Origin of the sequence: Chryseobacterium phocaeense (assembly GCF_900169075.1) — a bacterium.
Classification (GTDB): Bacteria; Bacteroidota; Bacteroidia; order Flavobacteriales; family Weeksellaceae; genus Chryseobacterium; species Chryseobacterium phocaeense.
In genome coordinates, this window is the sequence record NZ_LT827015.1 from 15,051 (window position 1) to 29,361 (window position 14,311).

Here is a 14,311-nt window from a genome sequence, read left to right on the forward strand (position 1 = left end):
ATATGATGAAGAAATATTTTTTACTTGCATTTTCGCTCTTGTTTGGACTGTCCCAATCCCAGATCATAAGAAAATACTCCAATGAATTTTTAAATATCGGAGCAGGGGCAAGAGGTCTTGCTATGGGAGGAGCTGTAGTTTCAAATCAGGATGATGTATATTCTCCTATGTGGAACCCGGCGGGATTAATGGCTATTGAAAGAGACTGGCAGGGCGCAGCAATGCACGCAGAATATTTTGAATCTATAGCAAAATATGATTATCTGGCCTATGCAAAGGTACTGGAAGAAGGAGTATTTGGTGTTTCAGTGGTAAGATTAGGAGTAGACAATATCCTGAATACCACACAGATGATTGATGCGGAAGGAAACATTGACTATGATAAAATTACCAAGTTTTCCCAATCGGATTATGCTGCTATTCTTTCCTATGCTTTTAATCCCGGAGGAAATCCAAAGCTGGATGTAGGGGTGAATGCTAAAATTGTTTACAGAAATGTAGGGAAATTTGCTAACGGATATGGTTTTGGTTTTGATATCGGAGCTATTTATAAAGCAGACAACGGATGGAAATTCGGGGGGATGCTGCGTGATGCTACCACCACGGTCAATTTCTGGAGCATCAACCAAAAGGAACTTTCTACAGTAGTTAACGGAGAGGAATTTAACCCCGCTCCAAAAGATAAAATGGAACTTACCATGCCTAAGCTGAATGTAGGTGCGAGTAAAATATTCAATATCAACAGCAGTCTTTATGTATTGCCGGAAGCCGGGATCAATGTAGATTTTGCTAAAACAGCTGCTCTGGTATCTACAGATTTTGCCAGTCTTACGCCATATGCAGGAGCGGAGCTTGGTTACCAGAAAATGATTTTTGTGCGTCTTGGGGTCAACAGATTCCAATCTATCACCGATATTGAAGATCTGAAAAGAAAAGTTTCATTCCAGCCGAGTGCGGGTATCGGGATTAGGTACAGAGGTCTAACATTGGATTACGCCATTACCAATTCCGGAATCGGAGGCTCTAATTTCTATTCTAATTTCTTCTCCCTGAAATTGGATATGGGGGCATTCAGAAATGATTAACTTTGAATCATAATTTAAACGTAATGAAAAAGATAACGGTATTTACTTTGATGCTTGCTGGAATTGCTGTTTTTGGACAGAAAGTTTCAGATTATAAATATATTTCCGTTCCGGAGAAATTGAAAGATAAAGCCTTTGATAAAGAACCTTATGGGCTTGAAGCACTACTGGCAAAAGGATTGGTGACTAAAAAATACATTGTTGTCAATTCATTAAAAAACTTGCCGGAAGAAGTAAAAGATAACCCATGTGCTGTAGGTTATGCCAATGTTTTAGATAACAGTAGTTTTTTAAAGAACAGGGTACTGATTGAAGTTAAGGATTGCAATGAAAAAGTTGTTTTTTCATCAAAAGGCTCTTCCGGCATCAAGGATTTTAAAGAAGGATTTCAGGATGCCCTTAAGCAGGCTATTATAGCCGTTCCGGTTTCAAATCCTGTAGAAATTGTGCAGACGGTAAAAACTGAACCTGTATCTGTTCCGTCTGAAAATAAAATCGAGACAGCTCCTTCTTCAACCGTTTCAGAAAATAAATCAGAAAAGTATACCAACGGGAGACTGGATCTGCAGAAAATCCAGGTAGATGCCGGTCAGTTTATTTTGGCGGAAAGCGGCAGTTCTGTACCATTTGCCGTCTTTAAAGCTTCTTCAAAAAGAGACGTATTCAGGGTAAAGCTTAGAGACGGAAGTTCTACGATCGGGTATTTCGAAAATGGAAATATTGTCATTGATATGCCACAGTCTGGCGGAGATTTCACTAAGGAAGTATTCTCAGGAAAATAGACGTGATAGATATAATCACATAAAAAATCCTTAACTCATCATTTGAATTAAGGATTTTTTATGTGATGTATCAGGATAAACTTAGATGTACTCTTTAATTTCCATTAAAAAACTCCCAGATCACCTTCGCCTTACTTTTTCCAAGAATTTCTTCCAGTGTTTCCAGGCTTGATTCCTTAATCCGCTTTACGGATTTTAATTTGGAAAGTAGTAATTCTATTGTTTTTTCTCCAACGCCCGGAATTTCTTCCAATTCAGATTTTATGGTAGAATTTTTCCTTCTCGTCCTGTGGTGTTTCACTCCAAAGCGGTGGGCTTCGTCCCTTACTCTCTGCAGGATTTTTAAGGTCTCCGATTTTTTATCAAGGTATAAAGGAATAGAATCTTCAGGAAAGAAAATTTCCTCAAGTCTTTTCGCAATCCCCACAATGGTAATCTTACCGTAAAGACCCAATAACTTCAGGCTTTTTACAGCTGAAGAAAGCTGTCCTTTTCCTCCGTCTATCAGAATCAGTTGGGGCAGGCTTTCTCCTTCATCCAGCATTCTTTTATAGCGGCGGTAGATTACTTCTTCCATGGTAGCAAAGTCATTAGCGCCTTCTACTGTTTTCGGATGGAAAATTCTGTAATCTGCCTTGCTTGGTTTACCGTCTTTAAAAACCACACATGCGGAAACGGGGTTGGTTCCCTGGATATTTGAGTTATCAAAACCTTCAATATGTCTTGGTTCCACTGGCATCCGGAGAAGTTTCTGCATTTCGGCCATGATCCTGTTCGTATGTCTTTCCGGATCTACAATCTGGACCTGTTTCAGCTTTTCCAGACGGTATTCTTTTGCATTTTTTTCCGAAAGCTCCACAATCCTTTTTTTATCTCCTACTTTGGGAACAATCAGTTTTACATTCGGAATTTCTACCGAAAGATGGAATGGAAGCAGGACTTCTTTGGAATCGGAACCAAATTTTTGGCGGATCTCGATCAATGCTTCTTCCATGATATCTTCGTCCGTCTCTTCCAGGATTTTTTTAATTTCTGTGGTAAAACTCTGGATGATATTTCCGTTCCTGATTTTAAAGAAATTCACATAAGCGGCGGCCTCGTCGCTGGTCATTCCAAAAACGTCTACATCGTCAATATTTGGATTTACCACGGTGTTTTTGGCCTGATAATCCTCAAGGATATCCAGTCTTTCCTTGATGGTCTGGGCTTCTTCAAACTTAAGATTTTCTGCAAACTTCATCATTTGATTGACCAGATATTCCTTTGCTTTTCGGAAATCCCCTTTGATAATTCCACGGATGGCATCAATCTTTTCATCATAATCTTCCTTGCTTTCCAAATCTTCACATGGCCCTTCACAGTTTTTAATATGGTATTCCAGGCAGACTTTATATTTTCCTTCAGCTATTTTGGCCGGAGAGAGATTAAGATTACACGTTCTCAGCTTATAAATATGCTTGATGGTATCCAGTAAAATCTTTGCCGGACGTACTTTAGCATACGGACCGTAATACTCAGACCCATCCTTGATTACATTTCTGGTGAGGAATATCCGGGGGAAGCTTTCATTTTTAATACAGATCCACGGATAGGTTTTATCATCCTTCAGCAATACGTTATAGAATGGGCGGTGCTCCTTGATCAGGTTGTTCTCAAGTAAAAGAGCATCGTATTCACTGTTAACGATCGTTGTTTCAAGGCGGACGATCTTTCCCACCATGATTTTGATCCGGTAGCCGGGAAGATTTTTATTGAAATAGGAAAGAACCCTTTTCTTTAAATGTTTGGCCTTTCCTACATACAGCAATTGATCGTTCTTATCATAGTAACGATAAACGCCCGGTTCTGATGGTAAAGTTTTGAGCTGTAATTCTAAAGAAGGATTCATATAACAAAATTACGGAATTTTGCTTTGATCTATTATGACTTATTATTTTTAATCTGTTTTTAAATGGCAGAGAGTAATTTTTTCCGATACTCAATATAAGATAAATGATCGTCAAAGCTAATTTCCACAAACAGAACTTTCTTTCCTTTATTTAAGATTTTTAAAGAACCGTATATTTTTTCACCTTCTGAGAAGACGGAGTGGTTGATGAGGTCTTTCTCGCTTTCAAAAAGCTGCAGAAGCTTCCGGTTTTCTCCTTTGAATTTTTTCCACTCTTCCAGGGATTTTTCCTGATTTTTTTCAAAAGTATAGATCGTGATCATCGCCTGGTCACTCACCCAGATCTTATCAATTAGAGGGTTTTGAAGAGAAGTTATTTCATGGAAACCTGTAGGAATATGAACATTGAAACCATTTTTTGAATAAGAATAATTGGCTCCAACCTCCTGATTATTATCTTTCACATTACCATCAAGACCGTAGAACTTCTTCATTTTTGAAATGACTTTTAAAAGTTTAAACAGTTTTTTATACTCTGAAAAATTAATGTCTTTGATATGGCTGTCAATGATCTTTTGATACTCAGCCAGCCTTTCGGAAGGAAGATATTTAAGATCTATCTGGTCAACCTGTTCTTTTAACTTTGGATCTGTAATTTTCAGATCATTGATGATTTTCGTATTAACAAGCTCTGCAGTTTCGATATGCCGTTGCAGTAAAACAGGATCTTTGATCACCGCTTCAGAAGTGAGATAACGCCCCATGGTTTTATAGTTGGTCTGATAGGGAATGTGGTCAAGGTTTTTTACATAGCTTCCGGCATGTACTGCATCGTCAGCCTTTGAGCAGCCTTTAAATACTCTTCCCAAAGCTCCCCAGAATAAGAAGCTAATGATCAGAATCATATTGAAACAGAATTTCATGAGTATAGTTTAAATAATGGCATAAAAGATAAAAAATGCTGAAGAAAATTCTGCTAATTTTTTTAATATTTTGGATAACTGATCTGATGCCTCTCACCATATATTTCAGAAAAGCACAGGACCGTGAAATTTAGCTTTTCCAGTTATGGGTAAATGCGTAATTTTAAGGAAATTTTTAGAAATGATATACGGTGTAGATGTTTTCACTTTCCATGATGTTCTGGAAATCTGTAAAAAACCAGCTAAAGCTAAACTTAATAAAGCAGCCAAAGAACAGATTCTGAAATCGCAGAAAAATGTCCAGAAGATAGTAGAGTCCGACAGATGTGTGTATGGGATCAATACAGGTTTCGGACCCTTGTGTGATACCAAAATTTCAGCGGACGAAACCGCTCAGCTGCAGTATAATCTTATTATTTCCCACGCAGTGGGTGTAGGAAAGCCTATTAATAAGGAGTTTTCCAAAATCATGATCATCACAAAAGTTCATGCCTTATCCAAAGGATTTTCAGGGGTTTCCCTGGAAGTCATTGAAAGACTGATCCTGATGCTTGAAAAAGATATCATTCCGGTAGTGCCTGAACAGGGCTCTGTAGGGGCATCAGGAGATCTTGCACCGCTTGCTCATCTCGTACTGCCATTGCTGGGATTAGGACAGGTTTGGGAAGGAGATCAGATTTTCGATACCATGGAGGTTCTGGACAGACATGGTCTTGAGCCATTAGCTTTAGGTCCGAAAGAAGGTCTGGGGCTGATCAACGGGACCCAGTTTATTTTGGCACATGCGATCAAAGGTTTGGAAAAGTTTGAATATCTACTAAACCTTGCCGATATGACCGCGGCGATGAGTATTGAAGCCTACAGAGGTTCTGAAAGTCCGTTCAAAAAAGAACTTCATGAGATCAGACCGTTTGAAGGGAGCAAGAAAGTAGCTGCCAGAATGGTTAAATTCCTAAAAGGCTCCGAAAATATGAAAGCCCATGAAGACTGCGAAAGAGTTCAGGATCCTTATTCCATGAGATGTGTACCGCAGGTGCATGGTGCCAGCAGAAATGCCTTTGAACACCTTAGAATGATGGCAGAGACGGAACTGAATTCAGTGACGGATAACCCGATTGTTTTAAGTGCCGAAGAATCTATTTCCGGAGGAAATTTCCACGGACAACTGATGGCGCTTCCATTGGATTATGCGACGCTTGCCGTGGCCGAATTAGGAAATATTTCAGACAGAAGAAGTTATTTATTACTGGAAGGAAAATACGGACTTCCTAGATTACTGACAGAAAGCTCAGGACTGAATTCCGGATTTATGATCCCGCAATATACCTCAGCTGCTTTGGTAACGGAAAATAAAACATTGTGTTTCCCCGCATCCGCAGACTCTATTCCTACAAGCTTAGGACAGGAAGACCACGTTTCTATGGGAAGTATTTCCGGTAGAAAATTCAATCAGGTGCTTGGAAATCTTGTGAATATCTTAGCGGTAGAGCTGATGTTTGCAGCACAGGGACTGGAGTTCAGGAGACCTTCCAAATGTTCCAAAATTATTGAGGAAAACTTCGCAGTTATCCGTTCCAAAGTGAAAAAACTTGAAGATGACAGACTGATCGGGCAGGATATGCTGGCGATTGCAGAACTGATCAATGAGAGAAAGTTTAACGTAGACGCTTAATTTATTCCATGAAAAAACTAATTACCATTGTAGGCCTGTGCGTGGGTACAATTGTGTTTTCCCAGTCATTAGAAACCAAAGCTCGTGAGCTTATTAAAGTTACCGGCGCGGATAAACTGGCTTTGGCAGGAATGCAGCAATACATGCAGGAGATCAGGAAAACCTCTCCGGATATTTCGGAGGAATTCATTCAAGAATTTATCGCCGAAGTTACTTCTGAAAAACTGCTTGGAATGTATGTTCCAATTTATACAAAGCATTATACGGAATCAGAGTTGGACCAACTGATCACATTCTATAAATCCCCGGTAGGGCAAAAGAGTATTTCTGTTGCGCCCTCCATTATGAAAGAAAGTATAGAATCAGGAGGCAAATTAGGACGCGATATTGCACTTCAGGTGAAAGAGAAACTTGATAAAAAGGCAGGTTACCAAAATCCGCCACCGCCTGCACCAGAAAAGAAATAAATCAAATGCAAGAGCTTCCGCGAAGGAAGCTTTTGTATTTATCATAATCCTTTAATTTTTTAAATTGATAAAATGATAAACATTAAAAGAACAGATTCCTCAAACCTTGACTTTCAAAGCTTAGTGAAACTTCTTGATGCTGATCTTGCTGTTCGGGACGGGGAAGACCATGAATTTTACCACCAGTTCAATTCAATTGATATGCTGAAAAATTGTGTGGTGGCCTATTTGGAAGGGAAGGCTGCCGGTTGCGGTGCTTTCAAACCTTTTTCTGAGGATACTGTGGAAATCAAAAGAATGTATACAGATGCTGATAAAAGAGGAAGAGGAATTGCCTCAGAAATATTGAATGAGCTTGAAACCTGGGCTAAAGAAGAAGGATACAGTAAGTGCGTTCTGGAAACTGGAATCATGCAGCCGGAAGCTATTGCCCTGTATGAAAAACAAGGATATTCCAGAATTCTTAACTATGGACAGTATATTGGTGTCGATAATAGTGTTTGCTACGAGAAAATACTGTGAAATTTTTAAAGGCCAAAACCAAAGATTAATATTCCTGTAATAGTAAATTCATTTTTTCTGAGCTTTTAAATCACGTTAAAGTGGTATATTGTGGTTTCCAACCATTAAATAAAACTATGAAAAAAACCGCATTTTACCTTCTGGCATTATTCTTTGCCCTGAATTCGTGTACAAGGGACGGGCTTCCCACTGAAAATCCATCCACTGAAATTGTTCAGAAAGACCCTCTGACAGGGAAACAGATCAATGCAGAAATCAACAATTCAATTAAAAACACCGGGTCATTTAACTGGAAAAACAGCTCTGACCATTTGCTTTGGAGTGCCATTTTCAGAGGAAACAGGATGGTATCCATCGGATTTGGATCTTCAAAAGATGATTTTGACAGAAGTCTTTCCGCAGACAGCAAAACCATGGAAGCTGAGGTTCTGAATCTGATCAGCCAGTATGAAGGCATCGGACAGGCCAGGTTTTTAATTGCCTCCGATCCTTATCTTAACCAGATCGATGTCCTTATCGAGAAGGAGGAAACAATTACTGCCCTTAGAAAGATGAAGACCATCCGTTATGTAGAGCCGGGAGACTATCATTACTTTGAAGTGGAAAACGGTCTTAATCCCAATGCGAAATCCAGTTCCAGCGGATCTTCAGGCTGCGGATTTGATTCCAGTGTTTTAAATGCCGCAGATTATACCACAACTACGCCTAATGCTAAGGTTCCATGGGCTTTTACAAAACATAATATTCCTGGTGCGTGGGGCTACAGCACGGGTGCCGGAGTCACCATCGGGCTTATCGATACCGGGGTTTCACCGGAGCAGACTTTATTGGGAAGCAGCTTTAATACAGGGGCTTCATCCGGAAGAACGATCAGTAAGTTCGGATCTTATGTTAATGGTTCCACTACAGATGGTCCTGCAGACCAGTGCGGACACGGAACAAAAATGGCTGCCGTTATGGCCGCTCCTAAAAATAACGCCGGCCTTCCTGTAGGAGTTGCTTACAATGCCAATCTTATTACCTACCGGGCAGCTTCCAATGTAGTATTGGAAACTTCCAGCGAACAGAATGGGGTAAAGACAGCATTTACTGAGCTGGCTAATAACACCAGTGTGAAGATCATTTCCATGTCTATGGGACATATTTTCTCGGTAGGAAAGATTGAAGATGGTGTTAAATATGCCTATTCTAAGGGAAAACTGATCTTCTGTGCCGGAGGAACTTCTACAAGCTTCACTACTTTCGTGGGCGTTATTTTCCCGGCAAGCATGTCTGAAACGCAGGCGGTAACAGGAGTAAAAGAAGGAACTTCCAACCAGAAATGTGACGTATGCCACTCAGGAAGCCAGATTGATTTTACTTTCCAGATGGAACGCGCCAATGGAAATACCGTTCCGGTTTTAAGCTACTATAACAATCAGGCTGATTATGTGGGCGGATCATCAGTGGCCACGGCTGCCACTGCAGGGATTGCGGCACTTGTCTGGGCGAAAAATCCTTCATGGACGAGAGAGCAGGTGCTGAACAAAATGAGACAGTCTGCCACCTATTATCCTACGGTAAATTCAAGCTACGGCTATGGAAACATTAATGTGTTACAGGCTGTACAATAGAAAATATGTAAGAAAATATAAGATGGAGGCATGAAATAATTGTTAATTAAAAAGACTTCTCCACTGTCTTCCATACTACTTTCTTTATAAAAAATCTCAGCCTTCTGGTTGAGATTTTTCCTTTTTAATTCATAGAAATATTTCTGTGTCTTTCAGAAGTTTTATAACATGATTAAAAAATGCTGTATTTATCTGATTCTTACACTCGTCATACTTAAAGATCCTCCAATCAGCTCATCATTGAATAAAGAAAGACTCTCAGCCTGATCTTTTAAACCCAATGTATACATCAGCGGAAGATAGTGATCCGGTGTGGGGACTGCGTATTGAAGGAATGTTCCCTGTTTCTGATAGTCTATAATGTTCCGGAAATTTCCGTCCAGCAGCCAGTTGTTGGTTTTTTCTCTTGCTTCCACAGCCCAGTCCCATCCGGCGCCTACAGTATTTATATTTTTCCAGTCGATGAGACGCAGATTATGGACAATATTTCCGCTTCCGATGATCAGAATACCTTTTTCACGGAGCTTATTCAGTCTCTGGGCCAGATCAAAATGATATTGCGGAGGTTTTGTATAATCTATGCTCAACTGGATGACCGGAATGTCAGCTTCAGGATACATATGTCTGATGACCGACCACGCGCCATGGTCGAGGCCCCAGTTGTGATCTTCCTCAACCAGAGTGGGAGCCAGAAGTTCAACCGTTTCTTCAGCGAGTTCCGGACTTCCCGGAGCGGGATACTGAACATCAAATAAAGCTTTTGGAAAGCCTCCGAAATCATGGATTGTTCTGGGCATATCCATAGCGGTCACAAAAGTTCCACGGGTATACCAGTGCGCAGAAATACAGAGAATAGCATGAGGTTTTGGAATTTCCTGCGCCGCTTTTCTGAATCCCTGTACAAACTGGTTTTCTTCAATAGCATTCATGGGAGAGCCGTGTCCGAGAAATAAAACGGGCATTTTTTGCGTGTTTCCAAAACTATCGCTGATATTCTGAAGGTCGTTGAGGTTCATAGATTGGTGGTATTGAAAAAGGTTCAAGGCTTTTAGAAAAATCCCTGAACCTTTTTATGTTATGAATTGGATATTTTTTGTTGAATAGAATGCAATCCTGTTCAATTGTGATTGATAGGATTGCATCCTATTCTTTGTTAAGTCGCCACTTTGTGGCTCCTCTCTGTCGAAATATCCGTTTTTTTAAGCCTGTTTTACAAACTGTAGTTCTCCGGCTATTTTTACTTCGTCGCTTACCATTACACCGCCTGCTTCCAGGGCTGCGTTCCAGTTCAGTCCGAAATCTTTTCTGTTGATTTTTCCCTCAAAAGAAAAACCTGCTTTTGTATTTCCCCAAGGATCTACGTTGATTCCTCCGAAGTCAACATCTAAAGTAACAGGTTTTGTAATTCCGTTCACGGTAAGGTTTCCTGTGATTTTATCATTTAGAGCCTGAGATTCGAATGTGATGGAAGGGTTTGCTTCAGCATTGAAAAATTCTGCAGACTTTAAGTGATTGTCTCTGTCTGTGTTATTGGTGAATACAGAATCGGTCTGGATGGTTGCTGTAGTTTTAGCGTTGGCGAAAGTATCGTCTTCAGCTTCAATTTCTGCGTTGAAAGTTCTGAAGTTTCCTTTGATATTGGAAATCATCATGTGTTTTACTTTAAAAGTAATTTCACTATGCGTTGGGTCTAGGTTCCATTTTGTTGCCATTGTATTGTATTTTTTGTTTGTTATTGATAATGCAAATGTAGCTTGGAGAGCATATACGAAGCATTGATATAGGTTAAGAAATGAAATTACTCCTATTTTTTGTGTGAATGGTCAATTTTGCTTCGCAAGTGAATCGTGAATTGATGGCTTGTATAAAAATTCACAATTGACGATTGACATTTCACAATTAGGCGGTGAATGGTCAATTTTGCTTTCGCAAGTGAATGGTGAATTTGATGGCGGTATAAAAATTCACAATTAACGATTGACATTTCACAATTAGGCGGTGAATGGTCAATTTTGCTTCGCAAGTGAATCGTGAATTGATGGCTTGTATAAAAATTCACAATTGACTATTGACATTTCACAATTTCCCCCTTCACGATTGACAATTAAAGTTAAGAATTTATTTTTATCAACACATATCTCCTGTTTTATGAATGTTTTATTTTAACATTTATTAACGGGTGATTTTTATTTCTTATTTTTGAGGGATTCAATTTTATACAATGAAATTACATAAATTTTCTTTATTGATGCTGGTTTTGGGCAGTTCCGCAATGGCGCAGACCCAGAAATTTACGATGGCGGAGGCAGTTAACGGACTGAGAACGAATCTTGCCGTGAAAAATATCTCTCAGTTTTCATGGGCTGCGGACGGTAAATCATATATTCAGGCTGTAAAAGGCGGGTATCTGATTACCGATCTTAAAACCAATAAGCAGGATACTCTGGTATCTTTAACTCAACTGAACAGGTCATTTGCTGATGCGAAACTGAAAGCGGTTCCCCAGATCAAATTCATCAGCGGCTCAAACGCTTATTTCAATACTGAAAGTAAAATGGTCTGGATTGAAAAATCCGGAAACGACTGGAAAGTAAAAACGTCTGCCGCAGTGGATGAAAATACTTCGAATGTGAAAGTATTCGGAGATAACCAGACTTTTGCTTTTACCGTAAAGAATAATTTATTTGTTAATAAAAACGGAAAAACGATTGCTGTAACCAGTGATTCCGATGAAAATATCATCAATGGCGGAGCAGCAGTTCACAGAAATGAATTTGGAATCGATACCGGAATTTTCCCTGCTCCCAATTCAGAAGCTGTAGCATTCTATAGAATGGATCAGACTATGGTGGCAGATTACCCGATTATTGACTGGTCTGTAACGCCTGCGGTGAATCATAATATCAAGTATCCGATGGCGGGTCAGAAATCTCATGAGGTGACTCTGGGTGTGTATAACATCAAAGATCAGTCAACGACTTTCCTTAAAATTGAGGGAGATAAGGATCAATATTTAACCGCTGTTACCTGGAGCCCGGATTCAAAATATATTTTTGTCGGTGTCCTGAACCGTGGGCAGAATCATGTAAAAATGAATCAGTATGATGCGGCTACAGGAAATTTTGTAAAAACATTATTTGAAGAAACCAGCGATAAATACGTGGAGCCTCAGCATCCGCTTACTTTCTTCCCGAATTCCAATACAGATTTTATCTGGCAGAGCCAGAGAACAGGATACAACCACCTTTTCCATTACAGCCTGGAAAAAGGCCTGGTGGCTCAGATCACGAAAGGCGACTGGCTGGTAACCGATATTTTAGGGTTTAACGAAAAGAAAAAAGAGATCTATTTCACTTCCACGAAAGAAACTCCTCTGGAAAAACATTTGTATAAAATCAACTGGACAAACTTTAAAATGCAGCGCATGGACGATGCAGCCGGTGTGCATACAGGAATTCTGAGTAACGACGGAAATTATCTTTATGATATTTACAGTAATGCAGGAACGCCGAGATCTGCCAATATCATCAATACTGCCACAGCCAAATCGACCAACATTCTTACCGCTGAAAATACCCTGAAAAATTATCAGCGACCTGAAATTAAAAATGTAGAGTTGAAGGCCGATGACGGAACTCCGCTTTACGGAAAGATTATTCTGCCGACGAACTTTGACGCAAATAAGAAATACCCGGTGATCGTTTACTTGTATAACGGACCACACCTGCAGCTGGTAACCAATACGTTCCCGGCATCCGGAAATCTTTGGTATGAATACATGGCTCAAAACGGATATATTATTTTCACCATGGACGGAAGAGGTTCTGCCAACCGAGGATTGAAGTTTGAGCAGGCTGTTTTCAGAAACCTGGGAACCACTGAGATGAATGATCAGATGAAAGGGGTTGACTACCTGAAATCCCTTCCTTATGTAGATGCAGAAAGAATGGGAATTCACGGATGGAGCTTTGGTGGATTTATGACGACCAGCTTTATGCTTCGAAAGCCGGATGTATTCAAGGTAGGTGTTGCAGGCGGACCGGTAATCGACTGGAAAATGTACGAGATCATGTATGGCGAAAGATATATGGATACGCCGCAGGAAAATCCTCAGGGATATGCGGCCGCGAATCTTCTGGATAAAGTTCAGAATTTAAAAGGTAAATTACTCATGATCCACGGTGCACAGGATGATGTGGTGGTATGGCAGCATTCCATTAAGTTTATTAAATCTGCGGTAGACAACGGGGTTCAGATGGACTATTTTGCTTATCCGGGGCATCCGCACAATGTGATCGGGAAAGACAGGGTTCACCTGATGCAGAAAGTAACAGATTACTTTGATCAGTACCTGAAAAAATAACAATAAAATCCAGCCGGAAGGCTGGATTTCTTTTTGTATTGAAATATTTTTATCTCGCAGATTCAGCTGATCATGTTATGGATCAATCATAAAATTCTTTGATGATATATGTGTTCTTATTGATTCTTTTCAGCTCTTTTAACAGATAATACCGGTGAAGAAAGCCAGTGAGTACAACAATTTTTTTGCCGGGATGGGTTTCTGCCGTTTTGTAAATATTTTTAGCCATAGTCTGATTCCTGAGATCCCAGAATCCGGACATGAGTTTAAATCCATCTCTGTAGCTGATTTTTTCTCCATCGGGTTTTACCATGAACCTTTTAGCAAATTCAGCTCTTCTTTCTGTAATTTTCAGCAAACCGGAATACTGGGCATTTTGCCTTCTCTCTGCGATCCGATCTGTGGCCACGTTATTAAAATGCTCCGGAGATAGTTCTGCTATTTTCATTAATTCTTTAGTAGAGTTTGTAAAATTTTCATACAGCTTCATTTCTGACGGGGTCAGCTGCCTGGCTTTACAAAGACTGTCAATTAATTTAACCGATAAATTATCAGTTGGAACCATCCCTTTATCCTTTCTATACTGATTTCTTCCTTCAAAATCAAAAGGAAGTCTTACGGTTTCTGGGAATTTTGCTTTATATAAATTGCTGGCTGTAATCTCATTTCCTTTGAGACTTTTGTCAGATTCATACTCCTTCATTCCTTCACTGTCTACTTCATGGAGGATCACGTCCGGCTGAATTTTCTCAAGGATGCCGAATAGTATTTGAGGATGATAATTGGGCACACTGTCATGGATGTTTCCAATCACATAGATCTCGGTTTTGTTTTGCGAAAAGAAGAAAGTAGTTGATAAAATCAAAAGGAAAGCAAAAATAGATTTCATTTTTCACGAATTATGATAAATCACAAATATAGGAAATCCGTTCTTATCAAAGGTCAATGCTTTTGATTCCTGCTATCTGTAACTTTGTGGATATAAATTTAAAAACA

The 14,311-nt window shown here is 39.7% G+C and carries 12 protein-coding genes; 7 read left to right on the forward strand and 5 right to left on the reverse strand.

What is annotated here, in order from left to right; genetic code table 11:
• Window positions 1–2 precede the first annotated feature (2 nt).
• Both B7E04_RS06840 and B7E04_RS06845 read left to right on the forward strand, forming a co-directional pair.
• A complete protein-coding gene (locus tag B7E04_RS06840) occupies window positions 3–1,085 on the forward strand; it encodes a putative type IX sorting system protein PorV2 (RefSeq protein WP_062653042.1) in 1,083 nt (360 codons plus the stop codon).
• Between the two features lie 23 nt (window positions 1,086–1,108).
• A complete protein-coding gene (locus tag B7E04_RS06845; RefSeq protein WP_080777998.1) occupies window positions 1,109–1,867 on the forward strand; it encodes a hypothetical protein in 759 nt (252 codons plus the stop codon).
• Window positions 1,868–1,961: 94 nt separating this feature from the next.
• On the opposite strand, the gene uvrC is transcribed toward B7E04_RS06845, so the two are convergent.
• Window positions 1,962–3,755, reverse strand: a complete 1,794-nt coding sequence (uvrC, locus tag B7E04_RS06850) for an excinuclease ABC subunit UvrC (RefSeq protein WP_080777999.1) — start codon at window positions 3,753–3,755, stop codon at window positions 1,962–1,964.
• Window positions 3,756–3,814: 59 nt separating this feature from the next.
• The gene (locus B7E04_RS06855; protein ID WP_080778000.1) at window positions 3,815–4,678 is read right to left on the reverse strand and encodes a hypothetical protein; all 864 of its coding nucleotides are present in this window, start codon (window positions 4,676–4,678) and stop codon (window positions 3,815–3,817) included.
• 181 nt (window positions 4,679–4,859) lie between these two features.
• Between B7E04_RS06855 and hutH the strand changes: the two genes are divergently transcribed.
• The 4 genes from hutH (at window position 4,860) to B7E04_RS06875 (ending at window position 8,952) form a co-directional block, all read left to right on the forward strand.
• Window positions 4,860–6,350 carry a histidine ammonia-lyase gene (gene hutH, locus B7E04_RS06860; RefSeq protein ID WP_080780610.1) on the forward strand — a complete coding sequence of 497 codons (1,491 nt, stop codon included), beginning with the start codon at window positions 4,860–4,862 and terminating at the stop codon, window positions 6,348–6,350.
• Between the two features lie 8 nt (window positions 6,351–6,358).
• Complete coding sequence (locus B7E04_RS06865; RefSeq protein WP_080778001.1) at window positions 6,359–6,817, forward strand: DUF2059 domain-containing protein; 459 nt, start codon at window positions 6,359–6,361, stop codon at window positions 6,815–6,817.
• A gap of 72 nt (window positions 6,818–6,889) precedes the next feature.
• Window positions 6,890–7,339 (forward strand): GNAT family N-acetyltransferase, encoded by a 450-nt coding sequence (locus B7E04_RS06870; RefSeq protein WP_185117069.1) that lies wholly within the window; start codon window positions 6,890–6,892, stop codon window positions 7,337–7,339.
• Between the two features lie 116 nt (window positions 7,340–7,455).
• The gene (locus B7E04_RS06875) at window positions 7,456–8,952 is read left to right on the forward strand and encodes a S8 family peptidase (RefSeq protein WP_080778002.1); all 1,497 of its coding nucleotides are present in this window, start codon (window positions 7,456–7,458) and stop codon (window positions 8,950–8,952) included.
• 188 nt (window positions 8,953–9,140) lie between these two features.
• Here the strand turns inward: B7E04_RS06875 and ygiD are convergent, their stop codons facing one another.
• Together ygiD and B7E04_RS06885 are read right to left on the reverse strand one after the other, a co-directional pair.
• Entirely contained in the window at window positions 9,141–9,968 is an 828-nt protein-coding gene (gene ygiD, locus B7E04_RS06880) for a 4,5-DOPA-extradiol-dioxygenase (protein WP_080778003.1), read from the reverse strand.
• Between the two features lie 183 nt (window positions 9,969–10,151).
• Window positions 10,152–10,664 (reverse strand): YceI family protein, encoded by a 513-nt coding sequence (locus B7E04_RS06885; RefSeq protein ID WP_062653024.1) that lies wholly within the window; start codon window positions 10,662–10,664, stop codon window positions 10,152–10,154.
• Window positions 10,665–11,173: 509 nt separating this feature from the next.
• Between B7E04_RS06885 and B7E04_RS06890 the strand changes: the two genes are divergently transcribed.
• Window positions 11,174–13,315, forward strand: coding sequence for a S9 family peptidase (locus B7E04_RS06890; RefSeq protein ID WP_080778004.1), 2,142 nt, complete (start codon window positions 11,174–11,176; stop codon window positions 13,313–13,315).
• Between the two features lie 82 nt (window positions 13,316–13,397).
• Here the strand turns inward: B7E04_RS06890 and B7E04_RS06895 are convergent, their stop codons facing one another.
• Window positions 13,398–14,204 (reverse strand): hypothetical protein, encoded by an 807-nt coding sequence (locus tag B7E04_RS06895; RefSeq protein ID WP_080778005.1) that lies wholly within the window; start codon window positions 14,202–14,204, stop codon window positions 13,398–13,400.
• Window positions 14,205–14,311 lie beyond the last annotated feature (107 nt).

Bases quoted from the DNA above. Each gene is read 5' to 3' on its own strand.
- ygiD (WP_080778003.1), bottom strand. From the start codon at position 9,968: ATGAACCTCAACGACCTTCAGAATATCAGCGATAGTTTTGGAAACACG.
- B7E04_RS06885 (WP_062653024.1), bottom strand. From the start codon at position 10,664: ATGGCAACAAAATGGAACCTAGACCCAACGCATAGTGAAATTACTTTT.
- B7E04_RS06845 (WP_080777998.1), top strand. From the start codon at position 1,109: ATGAAAAAGATAACGGTATTTACTTTGATGCTTGCTGGAATTGCTGTT.
- hutH (WP_080780610.1), top strand. From the start codon at position 4,860: ATGATATACGGTGTAGATGTTTTCACTTTCCATGATGTTCTGGAAATC.
- B7E04_RS06895 (WP_080778005.1), bottom strand. From the start codon at position 14,204: ATGAAATCTATTTTTGCTTTCCTTTTGATTTTATCAACTACTTTCTTC.
- B7E04_RS06865 (WP_080778001.1), top strand. From the start codon at position 6,359: ATGAAAAAACTAATTACCATTGTAGGCCTGTGCGTGGGTACAATTGTG.
- B7E04_RS06855 (WP_080778000.1), bottom strand. From the start codon at position 4,678: ATGAAATTCTGTTTCAATATGATTCTGATCATTAGCTTCTTATTCTGG.
- B7E04_RS06870 (WP_185117069.1), top strand. From the start codon at position 6,890: ATGATAAACATTAAAAGAACAGATTCCTCAAACCTTGACTTTCAAAGC.
- B7E04_RS06890 (WP_080778004.1), top strand. From the start codon at position 11,174: ATGAAATTACATAAATTTTCTTTATTGATGCTGGTTTTGGGCAGTTCC.
- B7E04_RS06840 (WP_062653042.1), top strand. From the start codon at position 3: ATGATGAAGAAATATTTTTTACTTGCATTTTCGCTCTTGTTTGGACTG.
- B7E04_RS06875 (WP_080778002.1), top strand. From the start codon at position 7,456: ATGAAAAAAACCGCATTTTACCTTCTGGCATTATTCTTTGCCCTGAAT.
- uvrC (WP_080777999.1), bottom strand. From the start codon at position 3,755: ATGAATCCTTCTTTAGAATTACAGCTCAAAACTTTACCATCAGAACCG.